The sequence below is a fragment of the Nodularia chucula CCY0103 genome, assembly GCF_963923915.1.
In the GTDB taxonomy this organism is placed as follows: domain Bacteria; phylum Cyanobacteriota; class Cyanobacteriia; order Cyanobacteriales; family Nostocaceae; genus Nodularia; species Nodularia chucula.
On record NZ_CAWUOL010000017.1, the window covers coordinates 44,305 to 66,771 of the forward strand.

The 22,467-nt window shown below is 41.5% G+C and carries 23 protein-coding genes; 5 read left to right on the top strand and 18 right to left on the bottom strand.

The features are described 5' to 3' along the window. Positions 1-2: 2 nt before the first annotated feature. Both ACM0OP_RS07550 and ACM0OP_RS07555 read right to left on the bottom strand, forming a co-directional pair. Positions 3-1,025, bottom strand: coding sequence for a tRNA-dihydrouridine synthase family protein (locus ACM0OP_RS07550; RefSeq protein ID WP_414527781.1), 1,023 nt, complete (start codon positions 1,023-1,025; stop codon positions 3-5). Between the two features lie 110 nt (positions 1,026-1,135). Beyond that, the gene (locus ACM0OP_RS07555) at positions 1,136-1,420 is read right to left on the bottom strand and encodes a DUF2470 domain-containing protein (protein ID WP_414527782.1); all 285 of its coding nucleotides are present in this window, start codon (positions 1,418-1,420) and stop codon (positions 1,136-1,138) included. A gap of 304 nt (positions 1,421-1,724) precedes the next feature. Here ACM0OP_RS07555 and ACM0OP_RS07560 point away from each other — a divergent pair, with 304 nt between their 5' ends. Then, positions 1,725-2,483, top strand: coding sequence for a metallophosphoesterase family protein (locus ACM0OP_RS07560; RefSeq protein WP_414527783.1), 759 nt, complete (start codon positions 1,725-1,727; stop codon positions 2,481-2,483). 19 nt (positions 2,484-2,502) lie between these two features. Here ACM0OP_RS07560 and ACM0OP_RS07565 read toward each other — a convergent pair whose 3' ends face one another. After that, the gene (locus ACM0OP_RS07565; protein ID WP_462362461.1) at positions 2,503-3,360 is read right to left on the bottom strand and encodes a M48 family metallopeptidase; all 858 of its coding nucleotides are present in this window, start codon (positions 3,358-3,360) and stop codon (positions 2,503-2,505) included. Positions 3,361-3,714: 354 nt separating this feature from the next. Here ACM0OP_RS07565 and ACM0OP_RS07570 point away from each other — a divergent pair, with 354 nt between their 5' ends. Continuing rightward, a complete protein-coding gene (locus ACM0OP_RS07570) occupies positions 3,715-4,248 on the top strand; it encodes a DUF4330 domain-containing protein (RefSeq protein WP_414527785.1) in 534 nt (177 codons plus the stop codon). A 262-nt stretch (positions 4,249-4,510) separates the two neighbouring features. Here the strand turns inward: ACM0OP_RS07570 and ACM0OP_RS07575 are convergent, their stop codons facing one another. The 11 genes from ACM0OP_RS07575 to ACM0OP_RS07625 form a co-directional block, all read right to left on the bottom strand. Continuing rightward, a complete protein-coding gene (locus ACM0OP_RS07575) occupies positions 4,511-4,693 on the bottom strand; it encodes a transposase (protein ID WP_414527802.1) in 183 nt (60 codons plus the stop codon). 69 nt (positions 4,694-4,762) lie between these two features. After that, on the bottom strand, positions 4,763-5,866 hold the full coding sequence (locus tag ACM0OP_RS07580; protein WP_414527786.1) for a hypothetical protein: 1,104 nt from the start codon (positions 5,864-5,866) through the stop codon (positions 4,763-4,765). Between the two features lie 174 nt (positions 5,867-6,040). Then, positions 6,041-7,156: an LptF/LptG family permease gene (locus tag ACM0OP_RS07585; protein WP_414527803.1), complete on the bottom strand. Its 1,116-nt coding sequence runs from the start codon at positions 7,154-7,156 to the stop codon at positions 6,041-6,043. A 273-nt stretch (positions 7,157-7,429) separates the two neighbouring features. Continuing rightward, the gene (gene lptB, locus ACM0OP_RS07590; RefSeq protein ID WP_414527787.1) at positions 7,430-8,158 is read right to left on the bottom strand and encodes an LPS export ABC transporter ATP-binding protein; all 729 of its coding nucleotides are present in this window, start codon (positions 8,156-8,158) and stop codon (positions 7,430-7,432) included. A 27-nt stretch (positions 8,159-8,185) separates the two neighbouring features. After that, positions 8,186-8,641, bottom strand: coding sequence for an LptA/OstA family protein (locus tag ACM0OP_RS07595; RefSeq protein ID WP_414527788.1), 456 nt, complete (start codon positions 8,639-8,641; stop codon positions 8,186-8,188). A gap of 281 nt (positions 8,642-8,922) precedes the next feature. Next, entirely contained in the window at positions 8,923-9,324 is a 402-nt protein-coding gene (locus ACM0OP_RS07600) for a DUF309 domain-containing protein (RefSeq protein ID WP_414527789.1), read from the bottom strand. Further along, a complete protein-coding gene (locus ACM0OP_RS07605; RefSeq protein ID WP_414527790.1) occupies positions 9,321-9,686 on the bottom strand; it encodes a ferredoxin thioredoxin reductase catalytic beta subunit in 366 nt (121 codons plus the stop codon). The genes ACM0OP_RS07600 and ACM0OP_RS07605 overlap by 4 nt, the downstream gene beginning before the upstream one ends. Positions 9,687-9,780: 94 nt before the next feature. Then, on the bottom strand, positions 9,781-10,929 hold the full coding sequence (locus ACM0OP_RS07610; protein WP_414527791.1) for a DUF58 domain-containing protein: 1,149 nt from the start codon (positions 10,927-10,929) through the stop codon (positions 9,781-9,783). Positions 10,930-11,020: 91 nt separating this feature from the next. Beyond that, on the bottom strand, positions 11,021-12,301 hold the full coding sequence (iscB, locus tag ACM0OP_RS07615) for an RNA-guided endonuclease IscB (RefSeq protein ID WP_414527792.1): 1,281 nt from the start codon (positions 12,299-12,301) through the stop codon (positions 11,021-11,023). 277 nt (positions 12,302-12,578) lie between these two features. Next, on the bottom strand, positions 12,579-14,477 hold the full coding sequence (locus ACM0OP_RS07620; RefSeq protein ID WP_414527793.1) for a CheR family methyltransferase: 1,899 nt from the start codon (positions 14,475-14,477) through the stop codon (positions 12,579-12,581). 159 nt (positions 14,478-14,636) lie between these two features. After that, positions 14,637-15,134 carry a hypothetical protein gene (locus tag ACM0OP_RS07625; protein WP_414527794.1) on the bottom strand — a complete coding sequence of 166 codons (498 nt, stop codon included), beginning with the start codon at positions 15,132-15,134 and terminating at the stop codon, positions 14,637-14,639. Between the two features lie 435 nt (positions 15,135-15,569). Here ACM0OP_RS07625 and ACM0OP_RS07630 point away from each other — a divergent pair, with 435 nt between their 5' ends. After that, positions 15,570-15,791: a DUF4327 family protein gene (locus ACM0OP_RS07630; protein ID WP_414527795.1), complete on the top strand. Its 222-nt coding sequence runs from the start codon at positions 15,570-15,572 to the stop codon at positions 15,789-15,791. 294 nt (positions 15,792-16,085) lie between these two features. Here the strand turns inward: ACM0OP_RS07630 and ACM0OP_RS07635 are convergent, their stop codons facing one another. From ACM0OP_RS07635 to ACM0OP_RS07650, 4 genes are all read right to left on the bottom strand, one after another. Then, positions 16,086-16,424, bottom strand: coding sequence for a P-II family nitrogen regulator (locus ACM0OP_RS07635; protein WP_414527796.1), 339 nt, complete (start codon positions 16,422-16,424; stop codon positions 16,086-16,088). Between the two features lie 265 nt (positions 16,425-16,689). Beyond that, on the bottom strand, positions 16,690-17,232 hold the full coding sequence (locus tag ACM0OP_RS07640; RefSeq protein ID WP_414527797.1) for a hypothetical protein: 543 nt from the start codon (positions 17,230-17,232) through the stop codon (positions 16,690-16,692). A gap of 170 nt (positions 17,233-17,402) precedes the next feature. Continuing rightward, the gene (thiD, locus tag ACM0OP_RS07645; RefSeq protein ID WP_414527798.1) at positions 17,403-18,224 is read right to left on the bottom strand and encodes a bifunctional hydroxymethylpyrimidine kinase/phosphomethylpyrimidine kinase; all 822 of its coding nucleotides are present in this window, start codon (positions 18,222-18,224) and stop codon (positions 17,403-17,405) included. 76 nt (positions 18,225-18,300) lie between these two features. Next, positions 18,301-18,732, bottom strand: coding sequence for a hypothetical protein (locus ACM0OP_RS07650; protein ID WP_414527799.1), 432 nt, complete (start codon positions 18,730-18,732; stop codon positions 18,301-18,303). Positions 18,733-18,841: 109 nt separating this feature from the next. On the opposite strand from ACM0OP_RS07650, the gene ACM0OP_RS07655 reads away from it, so the two are divergent. Together ACM0OP_RS07655 and ACM0OP_RS07660 are read left to right on the top strand one after the other, a co-directional pair. Beyond that, positions 18,842-20,692 carry a S8 family peptidase gene (locus ACM0OP_RS07655; protein ID WP_414527800.1) on the top strand — a complete coding sequence of 617 codons (1,851 nt, stop codon included), beginning with the start codon at positions 18,842-18,844 and terminating at the stop codon, positions 20,690-20,692. 77 nt (positions 20,693-20,769) lie between these two features. Beyond that, on the top strand, positions 20,770-20,994 hold the full coding sequence (locus ACM0OP_RS07660; RefSeq protein ID WP_414527801.1) for a hypothetical protein: 225 nt from the start codon (positions 20,770-20,772) through the stop codon (positions 20,992-20,994). Positions 20,995-22,467 lie beyond the last annotated feature (1,473 nt).

Genomic DNA, 22,467 nt, shown 5'->3' on the forward strand with positions numbered 1-22,467 from the left:
ATTTACCGAAAACCTGGGTAAGGTGTAAGGGCTAAAGTTTTTGTGACATCAGTAACCATAATGCGATCGCACAGGTGAAGTAATTCTCCCTCTGTCTGGGTTTTTCGCATCAACTGTAAGAAATCACCTTCAGCATCAACACTGAGAGCAATGTAGTTAAGGAACCTTTTGAGGTAGCCAATGCGCGCGCGTTCCGGCATAGTTGCAGATGCTGGAGTTTGGCATAAACGATCAATATAGTTGCGGACTTCTACTAAAGGAACAGGCGTAATTGGTTCACAGCGTAAAGCCTGGCGAATTTGATTAAACAGCCAAGGATTTCCAATAGCCCACCGTCCCACCATCACACCCGCCGCACCCGTTTGAGCCAGCACTTCTAAAGCAGTTGTTGCCGAGTAGATATTACCATTAGCCAATACAGGACAATCCACCCGGCTCACAGCTTCCCTGATCAAATCATATTTCACTGACCCCTGATACATATCCTTCACCGTGCGACCATGCACACTCAACAGGTCAATACTATGGTGATTGATGATCTCCAGAATTTCGTAAAAGGTATCTGTATTTGCAAAGCCTAAGCGCATCTTCACAGTCAAAGGTCGATCATTGACTGCTTGGCGCAATTCTGCCAAAATTCGATCTACTTTTTCTGGTGAAAGCAGCAACCCACCACCCACATTTTTGCGATAAATTCTCGGTGCTGGACAGCCCATGTTCAAATCAACTCCAGCGATATTATAGCGGCAGAGTTCCTGGGCGGTTCTGACTAAATCTGGAATGCTTTCGCCAATCATTTGAGCAAACACGGGGCGACCTGTGTCGTTTTCGGTGATGGCTGAGAGAATGTGACGATTGAGCCTGGAAGTCTCATTCACACGGAAATACTCGGTAAAGAAGTAGTCCGGACTGCCATAGTGAGCAATCACTTTCATAAACCACAGGTTTGTCACATCCTGCATAGGCGCAAGAGCCGTGAGGGGTAAATCTTTTTGAAGGGATGGGGGGAGTAATACCTGTGGCATAGAGATTCCAGCGATCAACAAAGCACCACTGTATCAAAAGTGGATAAGTTTATGTACCATTGTTCATTTTACTGGCCTTCTGGCGATCGCATCACCAAAATCATTCATGCCTACTTAGACTGAACCCGTGCTTGCTTCACCATTGCAATCAGAGTTTGGTGAGCATCTTCTGAGTCCGCTAAAACATGATCAAATTCAATCCGCACTGATACAGGTTCTCCATTTACCTGTGCTGTCAAGTTCATCCCTTGTGCGTCAATTGATTGCATTTGTGCCATTGTCGCATCTGCCACGCCTCCAAAAGCCTGGGCATAGAGAACCACCGCACTGGCATGATCTTCGTTCATGTGAGTGCAAATGCGTGAGCTAATTTCAGGAGAGAAGTTATCAGACATGGTGTGCTAAGGAATTGATTATACTGTTATTAGTGAGATTTTACGCTAATTTGCTCAAAATTTTCCCTCTCGGGAGAGTATATTTTTTAAAGTAAAGTAAAAATTCAATTAAGATCGAAGTGAAATTGATTAAATACTGTTTAAGCAAGTTGGTGGGAATCAACTTATGGCGGGGAGAGGTCAAGCCGTACACCAATAGGCACCACAAGAATGTTTTACCTATGTAGTAGCTACGTCTTTCCGTAAACCCCACAACTGTAACTGTAGTCCAACTATTAACCTCAACTTTTGAAGCTAAAAGCCGATGATCAAAACTAGTCAACGTCGAATTGTGATTGGAGATGTACATGGTCACTATGAAGGTTTAATGACATTGATGGAGGCGATCGCCCCCGCAGCAGATGATCAAGTTTATTTTCTGGGAGACTTAATTGATCGTGGCCCCCAAAGCTCAAAAGTAGTTAATTTTGTCAAGGACAATAATTATGCTTGTCTGCTGGGAAATCATGAACAGATGTTGTTAAAAATTTTGACTGGTGAGAATATTTCTACCCCTGCTATGCAAGCATGGCTCTATGGTGGTGGACAAGCAACAATCGCCAGCTACGAAGATGCTAATATTCCTGACGAGCATCTGGACTGGCTGAAAACCTTGCCTCTATATATCGACTTGGGAGACATTTGGTTAACTCATGCTGGTGTTGATCCTGAGCTATCTATCTTTGAACAAACTGCCGAGCAATGTTGCTGGATACGAGACGAATTTCATGGCATTGAGCAACCATACTTTTGTGATAAGTTAATTATTATTGGACACACCATAACTTTTACCTTCCCTGGTGTTAGCCCTGGTCAGTTGGCACAAGGTCAGGGATGGTTGGATATAGATACAGGTGCTTACCATCCCCGCAGTGGTTGGTTAACGGCATTAGATGCCACAAATAACCTAATTCATCAAGTTAACATCTTCAATAATTCTATCCGTACTTTGCCTTTAGCAGAAGCTGTGGTGCAGGTTGAACCATCGAAAATAGCAGCTCGCCGCTCTAAACAGCGAGCCTAATTAATGCTTGACCTTTCACCTAAAGTATGCTACGAATATTACCTCGATAAGCGGTAGTATCTAACCCATCACGTTGATTGCTATTTTGGGCATTAATCGCATTTTGCAGGGCATTAACGCGATCGCCTGTGGCTGGATGAGTGCTTAAAAATGCAGGCATAGAACCTCCTCTTTGCATCAATTTTTGCATAAAGGAAACCATCCCCGACGGGGCATAACCAGCCTGTGTTAAAGTTCTCAAGCCGCGATTATCCGCATCAAATTCATCTTGACGACTGCGAGGCCGGTTGAGAGCGAGTTCTAAACCAATACCTACTGCGGCATTTTGGTCTAAACCTGCGGCGGAAGCCACACCAGTAGCCAGCGCCCTTTGGCGCATTTGTTGTACTAAATGTCTGCCAGTGATATGTCCAATTTCATGAGCTATTACACTAGCTAATTCTGCTTCATTCTCTGCGGCTCTCATCAAACCTGTGTGGATATAAACATACCCGCCCAAAGTCGCAAAGGCATTAATGCTATTATCTTCAACTACTTGGAAGGTAAAGGGAAGATTGGGGCGATCGCTATTAGCTACCAAACGCTGGCCAATTTGTTCCACATAGCGATTAATTTGAGTGTTACTGCTAAATCTAATATTACCACTTTGTAACTGTTGATTCATCTGCCTACCCAGATCAACCTCTTGGCGATCAGATAGATTTGACATCTGAATTATTTGTAATCCCTGGAAGAGAAGAGAACGGATATCAAAAGCCTGTCCAAGCATGGGTGTACTAAGACACACACTGACAGCAACGAATACTGTAATTAACGGATAAAACCAGCGTCGCCGTGAACTAGGATGATTGACCAAAAAGCTTTTCCAATTCATTATCATCAGGTTAATGCGTTAAATTATCAGACGTATCTAGATGCTTCTAAGTTGCATTATTGACTAAAAAACTAAACTGTATACCAGTATGATGGGGAGAAGACTTATATCTTGCACCAGGCGACTGGAAGTCACGGCTACACAGGCTAAACCCCTTCGGGTTCGGGAGTTCGCAATCGACGGGAACCGCCAAGACTGCGACTGCCTCACCACCTGCGTGGGTTCAAAACGTTAGTCAGCGCAGGCGGACTTTGTTGGTGTAGCCGCGATTTTAATCGCCAAGGCTTGGTGCAAGATGTGAGTTGAGAAACTTATTGCTAAAATCAATTATTCCGCTTCTATCTGGAAACATTTTATATGGCTATTTTAGATTCCAAAGGCCGCTTGTTCGGTAAAATCAATCTTCTAGACTTGGGCGCTGCACTAGTGATTCTGCTAGTGATAATTGGTATATTTATTTTTCCTGGAACCACTGGTTCTGTAGCCCAAGTTGGGACTAAAACTGTACCCATTGAAGTAGATTTAATCGTTCGCGGTTTAAATGTCCGCGATCCCGAACGGTTATTTGCTGAAGGTTTTACCAAAGGTGGTAAAACTAACGTGATTATCCGCAATCAACCCTATGGCAAAATTGACATTAAATCAATTCAAGTATTACCCCGAACTTTAACAGTTTCTCAACCTGATGGTTCTGTGAAAGAATTACCAGATCCCCGCGCTAACAACTTTGGTACAGATATGCTGTTAACCTTAGAAGGTCAAGCCCAAGTTACGGACTCAGGGCCAGTATTAGGTAATAGCAAAGTTAAAATAGGTACAACTTTTGAGTTAGAAGGTTTCAATTATAACTTTAATTCTAGCGTAATCGATGTCAGAATCAAAGAAAACTAACATTCTCTGATTTTTGGGTAATAGCTATAGCAATCCTCAATCATCTACTAACTCCAAGATCCCCGACTTCTTGAAGGATACAGCTGGCGAATAGGGGGTCTGACCCTACAAGAATCAACAGGCGTTGGTTCTGAAAAATCAACAAGTCCGTTCAAAAAGGTGTGCGTCATATCAGCCCACCTTTTTGAGCATGAAAATTTAAGACCAAGGCAGTTTTAACTGTCCCTGGAGAACAAATGAGCATATATTTAGGACTTGTTAGTTAAGCACAATTAACAAGCAATCTAGCAAAAGAAATAGTACGAGTGCGAGCTTTAGTAGCATGATTAGGCCAGTCAAAAAACCGACTTAAATTGATTGCACAAGCAGTGGTAATATGTTGTAAATGTGTTTTGGCTAGTCCAAAATATCGTGTTCGTCGCAAATCAAGTCTGCCGACAGCAATGGCGCACGTGCTATATTTCGGGGGTAAAGGAAAGCATGATTAACATTGGCTTCCTATTTCCCCCCATATCTAAAAATCTAAACCTCCGGAATTTCTGATTTGCTCCAGAATCTGTAAGTCTTGTTTAGAGAGTTCACCCATATTTGAGGAATTGCGCTGCATCTGTTCAGCAGGCGATCGCCAAATTAAATTACCATTACTATCAGGCACAACTGGCGAAATTTGGTTAACAATATCTGCACTGGGAGATTGAATAGAACCAGCAGGTGAAAGATTCCTATTCATACCAGTTTCTGCACCCGGAATACTTGATTCCATTCCCGTAGGTAACTCCGGAATACTATCGAAATTATTCTGTATAGGTAGACTTTGTTGCACACCATTCACAGGATTTAAACCAGGATTAGGGGCAAAATTTTGGTTAGGTAAACGATTCGTAGGGGGGACTTGCATCACACCACCCACAGGAGTTGCTTCCAAACCATTCATGGGATTCAGACTATCATTCACACTAGGAATACTGAGATTACTTAATTCACTCAGTGGGATGAGAGATAAAGTCTCTCCATTAGGACTGGGAGTATTTCCGGTTTCATTCCCACCATTACCCGCAGTCGAAGATGTCGCTGCTGTTCCTGCGGTTTGAGATGTCGTCGGTAAAGGTTGGATTCCCAAAGGCTGATCATTAACATTAAACGTTCCCGACCGTAATAACTTGTCCGCTTCTGTAAGAAAGGGATTATTTCCCATAGGTGGCGAACTGTTATTCAATGTATCTATTTCGGGATTAGATTCTGCATTGTTAGAAGACAATTGTTTATTAATTGCTTCCAGTACACTTTCACTATTATTAGACTCAGATGGTAACGGAGGGAGAGGCGCAATTGCAGGTATATTGCCCAATTCCACATCACTTAACAAAGCGGGTAAACTATCCAACTCAGCTGCGATCGCTCTTTCCTCCGGCGAAAGATTAGTACCATCAGACTGGAGAGCCGAAGCATCTTGATTTTGGTTATAAGTGAACATATTGGGATTAGACCAATACTCCCGAATTACCAGCCCAATCGCCGATAAAAAAATTGCTGTTCCCCAAATACTCGGTTTAGCTAAAATCAATAATTTAGCTTTGAAATCACGTAAATAAGCGGATTTATCAGAATTTTCTGGCATAACCAAATATTATAAACAACTTAAACTTGTCAACATTTATAGCATTCCCGACGCTAATAAAATACAAAATTATCTGCGTTTATCCGCGTCCATCTGCGTTTAATAATTACTCCTTGTACCTCACTGAAACCGGGAATTGCTATATTTGTTGTTCTTTTCGCTATTTTAACTAACTCATCGTTGAGCTACTCGCATCAATAAAAATAAGCCTATCCCTAAAAACAGAAAATTGGGTAGCCAAGCTCCCATAAAAGGAGAAAAAACACCAGCTTGTCCCATTGCGCCACTAATAAAGAAAATTAAATAATAGGTGAAAATTACAATCACACTTATACCAAAACTTGTGCCGCGCCCGCTACGCTGGGGTACACTGCCCATAGATGCACCAACCAAGCCAAAAACGACACAAACAAAAGGTAAAGAAAATTTTTGTTGAATCCGCACTTCCAATTTACGAATTTTTTCATAATCCCCACCGATACGTTCTATTTCTAACTGTTCTAAAGATTCAACAATATTCATCTCCCCATAATCTCGGCTTCTCTCAGCTAAATTTAACGGCGTGCGAGGTAATTGCAGTTGTTGCTGTTCAAACCGTAAAATATTGCGATAGGAACTATCAGCAGCCACTAAATAAACGGTACCATTATAAAAATCCCAAACATTGTCCGCAATATTCCATTCGGCAGATTCAGACACCACAATTTGATTTAAACCTGCTGTGGAACGGTCTATAATTGTTAAACCCTTCATGCGTTTACCATCAAACTGGTCAGCATAAAACAAGCGTGCTAATATTCTTTGTCTACTACCATCTGGCTGTTCAATATCTCGATATTCCGGATAAAATATATTTGACTGTTGAAAAGTTGGTCTATCTGAGTGCAAAGCCTCTTGCAGAGTAATACTGGCTCGATAATTAGCTGCTGGTGCTATTTGCTCATTAAACACAAAAGTTAGCCCTGTCACCACCAAACTTAACATCACAGCCGTGAAAACCGTGCGATAAACACTTACACCACAGCCACGCATTGCAATTAATTCACTTTGACTAGAAAGACGACTATAAGTCATCAAAGTAGCCAGCAGAGTAGACATAGGGAAAGCTAAAACAATAAAATTGGGAAACTTGAGTAAAAAAACCTCAATTGCAATACTAATTGGTAATCCCGACTCCACAATTCGCCTGACTAGCTCAAACACAGCATCAATAGTCACACCCAGGGATGAAAACGCCCCCACACCAAATAAAAATGGTGCTACCAATTCTTTAGTCAGGTAGCGATCCATGAGAGTAAAAGGTAACAGCGAATTGAAGCTATATAAAAAATTGAATTTTTTGGCTATCATCGGAAATTATGATCATTATGTATAGCTGGGGACTGGGGACTGGGGACTTGGCGGAAAAAAGGTTGCTCGTCAAGAAATCATTGACGACTATCTAACCCACTACGAACTGGGTTAAGACCCAAATGGTGTCTCATCGGTTGTATGAACCGTTACTAACCTAGACCCAGCCAAGCACTACGCCAGTTACTGAAAATAAACAGTCAAATTATTAATTTAGGCTTGAAATTTATCACCCAAATAATACTGTCGCACTAAAGGATTATTATAAAGTTCTTCAGGATTACCGAAGGCGAGAATTTGCCCCTCACGCATAATATAGGCGCGGTCTGTAATGGCTAAGGTTTCCCGGACATTGTGATCTGTAATTAAGATACCCATACCGCGATCGCTCAATTGGGCGACAATGTGTTGAATCTCAGAAACCGCAATGGGATCAACTCCAGCAAATGGTTCATCCAAAAACAAAAATTTTGGCCCTTCTCTTCCCGCAGCTAAAGCGCGCGCTAACTCTGTTCGTCGTCTTTCCCCACCAGAAAGTTGAATACCTTTGCTATTAGCTACTTTTTCCAAGCGAAACTCGTGCAGTAAGGCTTGCATTCGTTTTGACCAATCCCGGCGTGGTACATTAGTTTGCTCTAGCACCAAGAGAATATTCTCCTCTACTGAGAGTTGGCGAAACACACTTGGCTCCTGAGCTAAATAACCAATACCTAATTGCGCTCTTTTGTGCATAGGCATTGCAGTTATTTCCATACTATCTAACCAGACTTTGCCTTGATTGGGTTTTTCTAAGCCTGTAGCAATGTAGAATGTCGTCGTTTTACCCGCACCATTGGGGCCTAGCAACCCGACAACTTCACCCTGAGAAATGGAAAGGTTGACGCGATTGACGATATTTCGCTTACCGTAAGATTTGTGAATATTTTCTAAAACAATTTTCACGATTCGCGCCTATGTTGCTAAGTGATGCTAATTAGATTGTCCCCCAACTTCAGTATCATTGACCATGTAAGTAGATTCTACCTGACGGTTGGATTGGGGCAAAGCTACAAAACGTCCTTCATCAATCAGATAAGTCACTTTTTCCGCACGGATACTATTCATGCCGTTTTGTAAAATATAAACATTACCACTGAGATCAATCCGGCGTTCGTTGCTAAAAAATTGCGCTTGAGCAGCTGTAGCTTTAATCTGACGAGCCGGATATAACATTTGTACGTTACCGCGAGCTGTTGCTACTTGAGTATTAGCGTTATATTCTTGCAGATCAGCGCTGATGGTGAGGGGGCTATTTGTTTGAGCTGTTTGTGCAGTAGCAGTTTGTACATGAGTAGGAAATGTGAATGTACCTAACATTGCAGCTGGTAACATTAAAGAGAATCCGAGACGGCGGATTTGCGCTACTGGTAATTGATAGTAAAACATGATATTTTTACGAATTTAGGATATCAGCTTGTATACTAACCATCTATCTCAATTTTTGGGGTTGGGATAACCGCTAGCTGGAATATTGACGCTTTCTTCAGCCTCAAGGTTTCGCCCATATCAAGATCAAGATTTATTTATAACAAACGCCAAGGTTGTGAGGAAAAAAAAGAATCACAAAAGAGGCAGGGGTGCAGGGTGCAGGGGGAGAAGAGGCAGAGAGAGGTGCAGGGTGCAGGGGGGAAAATTTCCTAGTACACACTCTCCTCACTCCCCACTCCCTACTCCCCACTCCCCCCTCTGAGGACAATTTTCGGTGTAGGCAAACTCTGATGTTCAGTTAAGTCAGCAGCACTCATTTTGTCGGCTCCTATTTGTTGTAACACTGATAACAAGGCTGTACTCTGACTTAATAATTCGTCTACATCAATTGTATTGAAAACAGACGGGTAACGTCGGAGGCGATTGCTGCCTTCTCCCAGTAAAATTACTGCACCTCGTAAGTTACCATTGCCTAAATGATACTGTGCAACAGCAATTTGTAAGATACCTTGATAAAAGGTTTTTTCTGGTTCGCTGGCTTCTATCCACAAAGCTTCTAAGGTGTCATGACAGGCGTAGAACTGACCAGAATTAAACTGTTCTACCCCTTGCCAAAACTCTGGGGGGATAATATCGCTCATCCCATGCTTTCTCTGACTTCTTTGATGGCTTCTAGAGTAATTTCTTGTTGGTCGCCAGCAAACTCGTTATCTGGGGTGAGAAACAGCATACAGTGGCATTCTTTGCGCTCTCTCATGGGTACACAAGGACAATTCCAGTATGTAGCATGAACTTCTGCTTCTTTGTCTTCGTAGTGGCGACAGGGACACAAGGGCGCGCCTAAATCGTCTTTATGTTTGGCTAGTCCTTCAATGACTACGGCGGTGACAGAAGGTTCCGAACAGAAGTAGGTTCCAGTACGTTTGGCGTACTGTTCGGAAAAATGCCGCATTGCTTCTAGGCTTTTATCTGTGGATGTTGTGTTATTTTCTGATGAGATCATGTGGATCGGCACTCATAATTTAAATATTTCTTTGCATTGTACCTCAGCCTCATGGGGCTATTACCAGGGGAATTTCCCCAATTTCAATTTCGGCTCAAAGTTTTTGCAGTTGCGGTTGCAGTTCTTTGTCGCTCTGTACCACAATACCGGGGTAATCTCGATTAACTATGGCTTGTTCTCCTGGTGAGGCGCTATTCTGCCATAATACCCAACGACTACCTTGGGGAAGAGAAGTTAAGGTTGAGGAATTTTCAGTTAGCCAAATCGTAGAATTGTTGTGGCGATCGCCCGTCATTTCCTCTTGGTATCCGGTTCCTGCTAAAGTTTCTAAAACTACGCGATCGCCTTTAACTAAACCTGTGGATGCTGTCCATAACTGCACTGGTATTTGCTCCCGGACTGCATAAAAATACAACGAAGCGGCGGTAATTACTGCGGCTTCAAAGTTATCTGCTTCCCAATTCCCAGCCGTATCCAGGGCAATAATGATATCTTGTCCACCTGTAACTACTTCTAACTCTCGTACCCGTAATTCTCCGTAACGAGCGCTTGTCCGCCAGTGAATCAGCCGAGTGGGATCACCCAAGCGATAGGGACGCAGCGATCGCACTAAACCAGATGTAGAAGTTTGCAAAGGTACATTCCGGGGATCACCGCGTTTGCTCTCTTCTTTCCCCAAATCATCCACCAAAGGACAGGTAGTTAAAGGTAACACCGTGGGATAAACAATTGCACTAGCCTCACAGTGGCGCTGGCGACGACACCAAAATAAACCTAAAGGCGCACCACTACCTAGTTCTACCCTCTGCCAGCGATAAATCCCCCGCAGGGAAGTTGGTTGATAATATACCCAATGGTGACTACTTTGGGTGTTAATTATCTCAATGGCTGTTTTCACTGGCTTACCTAAGACGAAAGGTAAGATATCCTCCACTTGCAATAACGTGACAGGCTGACGAGTTTGATTGCAGATTTCTAATTCCACAGTTAACTCATCCCCTGCTGATACAGGCTGCATGGGGCGACGCTTCACAACTAAACCTTTAAGCGATCGCGGCGGTAAAAAGGCCGCTATACCCAAAAGTGCAAAACTAATCCCACTAATAGCATACAGCCAGCCTGCCATAGTATTAACTGCTGCGCCAAAAAAACAAAGAGCAATTGCACCTAATACCCACCCAGCGTATGTAGGGACGATCACACGGGTTTCTAACCAATTAGTAATGGGTTTGATAATTTTCATCTAAAAACCTCCGGAAGTGTGGAAACCGTGCATCTTTAGACCACGGAGGAAACACAACATGGTTAATTTATTAACCGTCCAACTCTGCAAACTATGCATAGGAGTAACCGTCCTTTTTGTGAATGTGCTGGCAATACTTGTAGTTAATTCCTTGAACCAATCCGTTCTTAGTTGAAATATTGAAACTACCAGTTGCACGAGTTGCAATTCTCCCAAGATATTCACCAACTTTTTTGCCATGAGTCACAACAGCTTTAACGATGTCTCCAGTCTGGAAACCAAAATGGAATTTGGTTCTAGAACAATGACGTATGGGAAATCCATACTTGTTAGTACGGCATGATTGCCGTGTGCCATGACCATTAGCTATAATCAGCACTGACTTAATACCTTTGATGTCAAGAATCGGTGTCGATTTACCAACGCAAGCAGCATCTAGCCAATGTGTTTTATCTAGATTTTGTTGTTTGCGGTTGAACTTTGTTAGTCCACCGGAGCCAGTCTCTACAGGTAGTCCAGTTGCTTTCAAGATTTCCAGTAATGCAAATCTAGTTGTGTTTACTGATGCTGCATCTGCCAATGGTTTTTTAGCTTGTTTAAGAATTTTCTCTAATTTTAATGGGTCTTTTTTGAGAAAATCTCGAATATCTTTGGTTCCTTTCTTTATGTTGCATTTCTCGCATGACAAAGTAAGGTTTGTAATTGAGTTAGAACCTCCTTTTGCTCTGGGGTGAATATGTTCTATTTGCAGTGGAACGTCTTTAATTCCGCAATAGATGCATTGTCTTCCCCACTTGTCAAGTAAATATTCTCGTATTTCGTACCCTGCTAAAGTGCCTTGTTGGTACTCTTTGCCCTGAATGTCTGGATTACGCATTAATTGCATATCAAAACGCACTAATTCTTGGCTAATTGCTGCAATTGGTGCGAGTTTATGTAGTTTATTAACCCAAGTTTTGATATTCTCAATTCGACTTTGTAGACTTGGCGCTAACCATCCTTGTGGACGCGTCCTATTCAGGAATCTTGGTTGACGATATCTAGTTTGACGATTTCTTCTACTACGTCTTAGTTGTCTTCTCGATGTTAAGGCATCTCTAATACTAAAACCTCTATGCTTTAACTCCGCAGCAAATATAACCTCCCCATTAGAGTCGTTGACTAAAGCGATTCCTGTTGTTTTTGCGCCAGGGTCGATTTTTAGTCTTAAAGGTGATACGGTCGAATCTGGACGTGATTCTTTGAGAATAATGGTGAACGGAAAACGTCTAAATATTGCTGCTTTTCCGTTCCTTAATAGTTGTCTAGCTTTTGCCGGATGAACTGGATCTAGTGGTGTTTTTTCCGTATCTAATACAAATGTTTTGGACACGAAGTCCCTCCTTGCGGGTAATGTTAGCCTGGACAATGTTATTGGGCGGTACTTCTAGAAGACACTGGCTTTAAACCTTTACACCTGTTTAATCTTCTAGTTCTAGAGCTGAGAACTGGCTACGCATTCTCAGGTAGGAGCTTTAACACTCTCCAATAACGTAGTACAAGAGGTACTTAGTCGGGTAAGCTAGACTTCAACATTTGCTGAAGCTCCCGGATTCAATCCGGGGGTTGCTTACGTTTCTTTTTTAACCCAAGTTTCCACTATCTTACTGCTATTGCTGTTGTTCTCGCCGTTCAGCAATTTCATGGCTAGAAATCATACTTTTAACTGCCTCGACATCATTCATCATCAAGACTGATCCTTCTATTGATCGATCAAATAAGGGAGTAATAGCTAGATAACAGTTGATTTTTCTGCCCCGGCGATTGGTAGCATTTAAAATCATTTCTTGAAACTGCTGTTTACCAGATAGAGAATCCCGGATAGGCGATCGCAACTGCTCCAGGGGTAGACCAATATCTAAACTAAACAAGGATTTGCCCAAGACTTCATCTGTTCTTAATCCCCAAAAATCTTCCAACATAGAATTCCACACTAAAACACTAAAATTTTTATCAATTACCAATATTCCTGTTTGGAGACTTTTGAGAATACCTACCAAAAAAACATTAGTCCGGTTCAGTTCTGAAGTGCGATCGCTTAGTTCTTTATTAATTGTTTGTAATTCCTCATTAGTAGATTGAAGTTCTTCATTCATAGTCTCCAACTCTTCATTACTAGATTGAAGTTCTTCATTCATTGTCTCCAATTCCTCATTAGTAGATTGGAGTTCTTCATTAGTAGTTTCCAACTCCTCATTAGTAGATTGGAGTTCTTCATTAGTAGTTTCTAAATCCTGTCGAGAGCGTTGTAAAGCTTCTTGAAGTTGACTAAAACGAGTCACATCCTGAAAAATAATGCTGACACCTAACAAAGACTTGTCAACATCTTCCAAAGGAACAATTCGTATATCTAAATATTGGGTTTCTGTATTAGATAAATAACGCTCCACATTTGTGCGGTTAATAGTATGGCGTTCCAAAGAAGCCTGTTCAATCAGCGATCGCAATTCTAAAGGACGGTAAGAAAGTTCTAAATCCTGAAAAGGACGAGTTAAATCCTTGGGTGAAAGCCCAAACAAACTGCGCGCCTGAGCATTCATCAGCACCAAAATACCATTGATATCCACTACTATTTGAGCCATAGAAGCCGCATCAAAAGCCATCTCCCGCAGTCGTGTATGCTGGGATAATCGCTGGCTAGGCTCTTCTGGAACTGTATTTCCCATCACCAATAGGTGATCCCGTAAATTCGGTAGGGATAACTTGCTAAATATACGATTTTTTAAATCTACAGGGGTGAATGAATTATTATGGATTAACAACATCTCTGCCTTACCCAAAAAAAGATGCCCTGTATCATTTAAAGCAAAATTAAACCGAGCAATAATCCGCGCCTGAGTCTCAGAATTGAAATACATCAATGTATTGCGACAGACTAATAAATCTAAACGAGAAATAGGCGCATCTTGTAGTAAATCATGACGACCAAAAATCACAGAACGCCGCAAGTCTTGGCGAAACACATAATTATTACCAGTGTTTTCAAAATATTTCTCTTTTAACGCTGATGGTATTACCTGGACATCCTTAGCCGAATATATAGCTTGGCGAGCTTGATTCAAAGCTTCTTCATCTATATCAGTAGCATAGATTTTTACCCTTTGGCGAAATTCTTCAGTTCCCAAAATTTCCGTCATCAACATCGCCAAAGTATAAGCCTCCTCACCAGAAGCACAACCGGCACTCCAAATCCGAATTTGCTCAGAATTATTTTTGCGCCCTACAATATTGGGTAACACCTTCTCCGCTAAGTATTCCCAAGCTGGCATATCTCGGAAAAAAGTCGTCACGTTGATCAGGATCGTATTAAACAGTTGATTAAATTCTTCTGGATCAACTTCCAAATAATCTAAATAACCTTCAAACTTTTCAATACTTAAAGATTGCATCCGTTTACGGACTCGACGCATCAACGTTGAGCGTTTATAGCCTGTAAAATCAAAGCCTCGGACTTGTCTGAGATAAGTTAATAAATTTTCAAACTCAGGGTTTCTTTCTGAGGGGTTCATAAATGGGAATAGGGAGTAGGGGACAAAGAAGGGGACATTTTTTGCCCCCTTGCTCCTGCTGTTTTCGCTGGGTAATACTCGATAGTTTATACCCTATATACTTCCATTAATAGGGTTGTGACTACAAGGCTAATTTTTTTCCTCTGTTCCCACTACATCCTAACGGCGTTTAAATTTTTTCCCTTGAGCCGGGAAACGCATCACTTCTCTACCCAAAATCAACATTCCCGTTACACCCAAACTGACAAACAAAACATATTCATACCAGTATCGACGTATTTGTGCGATAGTATTCAGAGATAGATGCAAAGAATTAAAACACAGTAGCAACATCAGTATCATTAACGCCCCAAACCCCACAAAGCTTAAACCCATATAAATGCGTGCAGGGCGCAATTCCCAATCGTTAATTTCGTCTAAATTAATTTTTGCCAATTCCTGCAAAGATTCATCAGCCACAGTTGAAGCTACTTCCAATTTCTGACTGAGCTTTGGCGGTAATATAGGTGTCAGCTTCGCTACAGTAGGGCGACGTAGCATAGCTTCAGTGGATTGTAGCAACTCCAGTGGCTGACGACTAGTAATCATAGTAATCAGTTGAGTAAATTCTCTGTTTTTCCTAGCAATGGGGGTAGTGGCTTCACCTTCAAAATCCATAGCACACCTAAAAATAGGATATCCATAGCGTAACTAATTCCCTAGCAGTCTTGCAAATCCCCAAATGTGGATATTTTAGCAGGCGATCGCCAACATTGGGTTGATCTACACACGTCACGAGTAAATGAGAGAAATAATTATCCAGTCGTGATATCTAAAAACAATGTTTTTGATCAAGTTTTTTAGAGGTGTCTATCCCCAGACTGATACCAATTCCCATTTAAATATGCGATTCTGGGCAAGGTATTAATGTAGAGAGTCTATCTCATCTCAACTCGTAACCATAAATTAGCTCTATGACAAAAATAGGGATATCACGACTAGACCGTTTTGATTCTTTACAATTTTCTCTATTTTTTTTGCTAACTTGAAGATAGAGGCAAAAAAATATTCTCCGGTAGGTCAATTCTTTGATGAAAAGAAAAAGAACAAACTATGGATACCATTGTTAAATATGATATTGGGGTGATTAAAGAAGAAGCACGGCAATTAGTCAAAAAGGGACTTCTTGACCGTCAACAACCAATTTATTCACTGTGTAGATATGTTCCTAATCGTGACTGGCTATTATTTGAGACGGAACTAGAAAAGAATGAATTTCTGCTCAGAGATAGGATTATCGACCTATTAAGCAATGAAACATGGGAAGAAGATTGATCCTCTACAAAATAATTTACAATTACAATACACCCCATAAATTATCGCAGAAACCCCACAGATTGATCCGGGGTTTTTAAATGCAATTACTTTTTAATTTAACCTCCCACGATATTCACTCTAGTGAACGACTGATCATTAAGGCTGTAGGCTTGCCATATTGACCCTGTTTACCCTCAGCGCAGTCCTTGATGTAGCATCAATTTGTCTCAGTTTTATGGACTCCCCCGCATCCATAACGGGGGATTTACACGTTAAGACTCGTCAAACATTGTTGATACGAGAAAACTAAACTCAAACGGCTTCTGTATTCTTCTCACCAGTCCGAATACGCACAACTTGATCTACAGGGGAGATGAAAATTTTACCATCGCCAATCTCGCCTGTACGGGCAGCAGCAATAATTTTATCCACCACCATATCAACTTGACTGTCTTCAATGACAATTTCCACTTTGAGTTTTTGCAGAAACTCTACCGTGTATTCAGAACCACGATAGCGTTCTGTTTGCCCTTTCTGTCGTCCAAATCCTCTCACTTCAGAAACAGTCATACCGACAATACCAGCATTGACTAAAGCAATTTTCACTTCATCAAGTTTAAACGGGCGAATGATCGCTTCTACCTTTTTCATGATCTCAATTCCTTACTTCTAGTAGCTTCGCTTATCTATCTAAGCAGATATAATGTCAAACACTGTCACCATTACCGCTATTTTCAAAAAATATGTAAAGATTGCCACTATTTTTTTAACTGTATGCACCCTAGTGAAATATTTTTACCAGAGGCTGAATTTTGCTATGTAATTTTTCTAACTAAATAATCTATCACAAGTCGTAAGCAAAATAGTGGGGAGAATTGACATAAAATCGGAAAACTCTCAACCATCGGCGGAATTATCAATTAGGATTTTGATTTTCCAACAACGGACGCACAATCAAATACCCTGCACTAAAAGCAGAAAGCATGATGAATAAGATGATCATAGCTAACCACCAGCCACTAAATTCTTTAACTTTTTTCTCCATTAGTGGATAGTAGTTAACTTCTTGTTCTTCTACCAAAAATGTTTCTGGTGTGGAGTCATTTATTTCTAGAGGTACAGAGAAGTGAGAATAATGGCTGGTTTGCTCAACTGATGGACGACTGGGAGAAGAACGCTGCTGAGGTGGTGAGGTTGGTTGGGGGTGACTTTTGATTTTACTGGCAGGTGGGATAGTTTGGGTAGCAGTGGTATCTACCAACTTTTGCAAGTGTACAAAAGACTGGACAACTTTCGTAATTTCTTGGCGTAGTGATTGATTTTGCTGGTCTAGTTGCTGATTTTGCTGGGTCAGAGCATCTAGTTTAGCTTGTGTTAGTTTTAACTCTGTTGCCAATTCTCGGTAGACATACAGTGGCACAGAGGCAGGATAGGTGTCAGAATTTGGGGTTGTTTGCATGAGAGACTTGGTATCAAAAATTGAGTTGATTAAATAATTAACATATTTAGCAACAGCCAAGGATGTGAGGACAAAAATAGATCATGAAACCCTTGCAATTAGAGAGTTTTAAGGCTGTTCCCTGCTATACTATCAAACTATCGCTATCCCTGTAGTGCCTCTTATTTAAGTTAATTTTCTAACAGGGGAAAAAAGTGTCCCACAGGCCCTTGTCCTATGCCGATATCTAGAGCGTAACTAAGTGCAGTGGTAACATATTCCTTGGCTTGTTTTACGGCTGGCCACAACTCCATACCTCTGGCCAGATTTGCGGCGATCGCAGCTGATAGTGTACAACCAGTACCGTGGGTATTTTTCGTCTCCACTTGTTTTATCATTAAAGTTTCCAGTTTTTTCCCATCAAACCAGATATCAACACCACGCAAACTTCCCGACATCCCGCCACCCTTGACTAACACAGCTTTTACCTTCAGATTTCGGTGTATAACTTGAGCAGCAGCCCGCATCTCATCTAAGCTATTAATTACCAAACCGCTTAAAATCTGAGCCTCATAACGATTTGGTGTCACAATAGCCGCTTGAGGTAACAAAGCATCACGGAGAGTTTTCACCGCATCATCATCAATTAATTGCGCCCCTGTTCGTGATACCATCACTGGATCAACCACCAAATTAGTAATTTGTAATATTTCCACTTGCTGTGCCACAGCAGAGATAATCTCTTGATTCAGCAACATTCCCGTTTTTGCCGCTTGCACACCAATATCTTCCACCACCGCTTGCATTTGCGCTATCACCGCCGCACTGGGCATAGCATCCACCCGCCTCACTCCTAAAGTATTTTGTGCAGTCACGCAGGTAATAGCACTAGTACCGTGGACACAGTGAAAAGCAAAGGTACGTAAATCAGCTTGAATACCCGCACCGCCACCGCTATCGGAACCAGCAATAGTTAAAGCTACAGGTACTTGAGAGGTGATTTCAGCATTCATAACAATTATGGGCGAGAGATTGATGATACCTTGGCGTACTTGGCGGGTCGTTAAAAAAGATAAACTTCACTAAATACTACTGATTTTGTTCCGGATTTAAGCCTAGCAAAACTCCTTGCAAATACTTACCCCAATTTGCAGCCAGAGGAACTTCTGTAAAAGGGATGCGTATGGACGCAGATTCAGATGTGATAAATTCCAACTTAATCAAGCGACCTTTGCGGGGAAAATTTTCTACTTCCACTACTTTATCATCTACCAAAAGACGGATTTCTTTAACATCCAGCAAAGAAAAAGTTGCTAAATTAATCAGACCTTTAGGTGTAGGCTTCCCCCAAGTTATATTTTGATCTTTAAGACCCAATACAGCATAAATATCATACTTAGATTTATCAAATTGCTCCGCCCAAATCCGATATGCTTCCAGCTTCTGGTATTCCCGTGAACCTTGCCAAGCCAACCAGAAAAAAGCAACCAGCAAAGGCAACCATAAAAGACCACGTTCCATTGTTTAATAAATCCTCAATCTTGAGTAAAAATTTTTCATAGTACAGCAATAAAGCATAAAGATGAGTTATGGTAGTGAAAAAATTGGCAAAAAGCGGTGATGATTTAGTATGAAAAGACTTATATTATTGTGCTTGTTTGTCATCGGGCTAGGGGCTGCTGTTTTTGGTTTCCTAAATTTTCAGGGATTAGCAGCTAAAGGTGAGTTTGAGACGATTTTGCTAGATTTTCGCCAAGATATTCCCGCAGAGGTAATACAGCAGAATTTACAAGCGATCGCCCAAGAATACAACGTCACACCCCGATTAGACAATCAATTTTCAGCGCCGGATAATGTGTATATTATTGAAGGCGATCGCCAGAGAATCAAAAAACTGAAAAAATCTCCCTTCGCCGAATATATCCAATTAATCGAGCCAAATTACATATATAGAAAGATTCCCCTACCAGCTGAAGCAACTTGGTTCAACGAAAACTCAGCATCTTCAAATCAAGCAAATCCAGCACTCAAAGGACCCAACGACCAATATTACAGCAAACAGTGGAACCTACACAACATCGGCATTGAAGGCGCTTGGACTCAAACCAAAGGCAGTGGCGTAACAGTCGCCGTAATTGACACAGGTATAACTCGCGTCCGTGACTTGCTAGACACCAAATTTGTCAAAGGCTATGATTTTGTCAGCGATCGCGAAGAAGCCACAGATGATAACGGACACGGTACTCATGTCGCCGGCACCATCGCCCAAGCTACCAATAACAGCTATGGTGTAGCCGGCATTGCCTACGAAGCCAAACTCATGCCCCTAAAAGTCCTCAGCGCTAATGGTGGCGGAACAGTTGCCGATATTGCCGAAGCCATTAAATTTGCTGCTGACAACGGTGCAGACGTAATTAACATGAGCTTAGGTGGCGGTGGTGAAAGCCAGTTAATGAAACAAGCCATTGACTACGCCCACAAAAAAGGTGTCACAATAGTCGCCGCCGCAGGTAACGAAAATCAGAATGGCGCAAGTTATCCCGCACGTTACCCCTACGTGATTGGCGTTTCCGCATTTGGCCCAGACGGAGAAAAAGCCCCCTATTCCAACTTTGGCGCAGGCGTAGATATTTCCGCACCTGGTGGCAGTGAGGCTGGTACAATCCTCCAAGAAACAATCAACCCAGACAACAACGGCGAAGGCGTATTTCTAGGACTCCAGGGAACCAGCATGGCTTCCCCCCACGTTGCAGGCGTAGCAGCATTAATTAAAGCCTCTGGAATCACCGAACCAGACGAAGTATTAAAAGTCCTCAAGCAATCAGCAAGAGTTATCCAAGATGATAGCTTCAACTACTATGGCGCTGGACAACTTAACGCCGAAGCCGCAGTTAAACTAGCCGCCGAAGGGCAAATCAGCTTCCAAGACTTCTTCCGATGGTTACGAGATAACGGTTATCTCAACCCCCGTTTTTGGATTGATGGTGGTGCAGTCGCACTCATACCCAAAGTCCTCATGGTCTTAGGTTCCTATCTCCTCGCTTGGTTTTTGCGGGTTTACTTCCCCTTCGCCTGGAGTTGGTCTTTATCCAGTGGCTTAATTGCCGGTAGCTCTGGTTTATTCTTCCTCCGGGGATTATATATCTTCGACTTACCCCAGTGGCCTTTCCGAGTTTTAGGTAGTTCTATTCCCGAACTAGGAAACACCATCCAAGGAACAAATGCCTTAAATCCCATATTTGCCAGCGTCCTCATTCCCATAGTGTTAATAGCATTATTCTTAGGACACCCTAGCTGGAAATGGTTTGCTATCGGTTCCAGCCTTGGCTACGCCGCATTTTTAACAGTTAGTGCCATTTATGACCCAGCAGTGTGGGGCTTAGGAAGTAGCTACCTAGCTCGGAGTTTCCTGATAATTAATGCCTTACTCTGTTATGGACTAGCTCGTTTAGCATTAAAAACCGAAACTCAAACCGCTTAATCAAAGAATAAAAACAGGAAAAGGGAGTTTCAAGCCTACTCCCCACTCCCCACTCCCTACTCCCTACTCCCTAAAATATGAGCATTACACTTACAGGTACAATTGAACGTCGAAACATTGGTACTGGCGCTTGGGCGCTAGTTACAGAAGAAGGTGTAACTTATGAAATCCTTCGAGGTGCTGATAAAAACCTACTTCAAGCAGGACAAACAGCAAAAGTTACAGGACAAGTGCGAGAAGATGTAATGAGTATGGCGATGATAGGCCCTGTCCTGGAAGTGAAATCATTTGAAATAGTCTAGGAGTATTTTGGTGCAAATTGAGAGTATTTTCAAACCTCAACACTCTTGAGCTTTAACACTGGCGGGAAAAAATCAGGATAATTTGTCAAGATATCTAGACAGTCGTTTATACTTCAGCTTAATATAGGATAAATAGTTGTGCTACTATAAACTCAACCTTGATTGGTAAGGGATGCAAAAGCTGACTTACTGTAAAAATTAAGACATTTTCTGTGTAAACGAATTGTTAACAAAATAACAATTTAAGTCCTCTGTTAATTTTTTAACAGTCTCTCTCTGAGAATAGCAGGCTAAGGCAGTCATTTGTCAAAAGCTTTATATAGGCATAAAAAAAACCATTAATTTTCGCCTGTCCACTGCTATCTAGTCATAGATAATTTGAGACATTTTTGTGAAAACGGTTACAATTTCATTTTAGTCAATAAACTATGACATTAATTTCAATAAAAAAGTATCAAGAGTAGAATATTTTTAGAATTTTGCGTTATAATGATTGCCTAAGCAAATAAAGGCGAGCCGGGGCGAACAGCAAGAGAGTTTCTCTCAAATCTCATTCAAGTCTTTGCCTCCTCCGGGAGTTAGTTATCAGGGTGCATCCACCAATTAAATGTTCTGAGTTTCAGTCCATGCCTCCGGATAAATCTTACCCAAGATTTGTTATTATTCTATTTAAATAAAAAAATCCCCTACTGGTGGTAGCCAGCCAGGAGAGTCAGTTATCAGGGTGTATCTACTAATAAACTTTTCTAGGAATGAATGTCATGTTCCGGATAAAATTGTCACAAATGGGAATGTTGGTTCTACCCAACATAAAAAAATCCCCCACTGGTGGCAGTCTAGGGGAGTTAATTATCAGGAAGCATTAATCACGAATCTGTTATGAGATTCCAAAGTTGAGTTTTTTCTGGACAAAATTGTCATTGATGATATGATGGTTGCTGTTTGCAGAATCCAAAATCCCCAAGTGAGTGTTAGTCATGCAGGGGAATTAACTATCAAGTTGCATCTACCAATTTAATCTTCAGGCTCCAACTACTATTCTCCGGAGAAATGCATCATCACGCTTAGTCTTAGGCGTTGTTGACTGTCATTGATAATATGCTTAAACTCACCTAATCTACTGTGATTTTAGCAAAAAATACCTTGATCACTTACAAGCAAACTGTTTGCTTCAAGTATGGCGATAAGTTAGTAAATAGTTTACGGCTCGTGATGCGTAAAGCCTCAGAGATTCTATTGGGGGGATATAAGCAAAATCACAGTCTAGTAGACCTATCTACAGTGTGATGAGATAAACTTGGTGGGTGTTTTGAAATCTTTTAGTTTGTTGTTAACCAAAAAAAAATCCCCTAAAAGGTGTTAGCCAGTCAGGGGAGTTAGTTATCAGGGTGCATCTACTAGTTTATTCTTCTCGGCACATCTACCATTGTCCGGAGCAATTTCGGAAAATTCTGTGGATGACGCAAAAAAATC

Bases quoted from the DNA above. Each gene is read 5' to 3' on its own strand.
- ACM0OP_RS07605 (WP_414527790.1), bottom strand. From the start codon at position 9,686: ATGATCTCATCAGAAAATAACACAACATCCACAGATAAAAGCCTAGAA.
- ACM0OP_RS07555 (WP_414527782.1), bottom strand. From the start codon at position 1,420: ATGTCTGATAACTTCTCTCCTGAAATTAGCTCACGCATTTGCACTCAC.
- ACM0OP_RS07630 (WP_414527795.1), top strand. From the start codon at position 15,570: ATGGATACCATTGTTAAATATGATATTGGGGTGATTAAAGAAGAAGCA.
- ACM0OP_RS07660 (WP_414527801.1), top strand. From the start codon at position 20,770: ATGAGCATTACACTTACAGGTACAATTGAACGTCGAAACATTGGTACT.
- ACM0OP_RS07625 (WP_414527794.1), bottom strand. From the start codon at position 15,134: ATGGATTTTGAAGGTGAAGCCACTACCCCCATTGCTAGGAAAAACAGA.
- ACM0OP_RS07585 (WP_414527803.1), bottom strand. From the start codon at position 7,156: ATGGATCGCTACCTGACTAAAGAATTGGTAGCACCATTTTTATTTGGT.
- ACM0OP_RS07600 (WP_414527789.1), bottom strand. From the start codon at position 9,324: ATGAGCGATATTATCCCCCCAGAGTTTTGGCAAGGGGTAGAACAGTTT.
- ACM0OP_RS07655 (WP_414527800.1), top strand. From the start codon at position 18,842: ATGAAAAGACTTATATTATTGTGCTTGTTTGTCATCGGGCTAGGGGCT.
- ACM0OP_RS07620 (WP_414527793.1), bottom strand. From the start codon at position 14,477: ATGAACCCCTCAGAAAGAAACCCTGAGTTTGAAAATTTATTAACTTAT.
- ACM0OP_RS07650 (WP_414527799.1), bottom strand. From the start codon at position 18,732: ATGGAACGTGGTCTTTTATGGTTGCCTTTGCTGGTTGCTTTTTTCTGG.
- thiD (WP_414527798.1), bottom strand. From the start codon at position 18,224: ATGAATGCTGAAATCACCTCTCAAGTACCTGTAGCTTTAACTATTGCT.
- ACM0OP_RS07580 (WP_414527786.1), bottom strand. From the start codon at position 5,866: ATGCCAGAAAATTCTGATAAATCCGCTTATTTACGTGATTTCAAAGCT.
- ACM0OP_RS07635 (WP_414527796.1), bottom strand. From the start codon at position 16,424: ATGAAAAAGGTAGAAGCGATCATTCGCCCGTTTAAACTTGATGAAGTG.
- ACM0OP_RS07595 (WP_414527788.1), bottom strand. From the start codon at position 8,641: ATGTTTTACTATCAATTACCAGTAGCGCAAATCCGCCGTCTCGGATTC.
- ACM0OP_RS07640 (WP_414527797.1), bottom strand. From the start codon at position 17,232: ATGCAAACAACCCCAAATTCTGACACCTATCCTGCCTCTGTGCCACTG.
- ACM0OP_RS07570 (WP_414527785.1), top strand. From the start codon at position 3,715: ATGGCTATTTTAGATTCCAAAGGCCGCTTGTTCGGTAAAATCAATCTT.
- ACM0OP_RS07550 (WP_414527781.1), bottom strand. From the start codon at position 1,025: ATGCCACAGGTATTACTCCCCCCATCCCTTCAAAAAGATTTACCCCTC.
- ACM0OP_RS07610 (WP_414527791.1), bottom strand. From the start codon at position 10,929: ATGAAAATTATCAAACCCATTACTAATTGGTTAGAAACCCGTGTGATC.
- ACM0OP_RS07560 (WP_414527783.1), top strand. From the start codon at position 1,725: ATGATCAAAACTAGTCAACGTCGAATTGTGATTGGAGATGTACATGGT.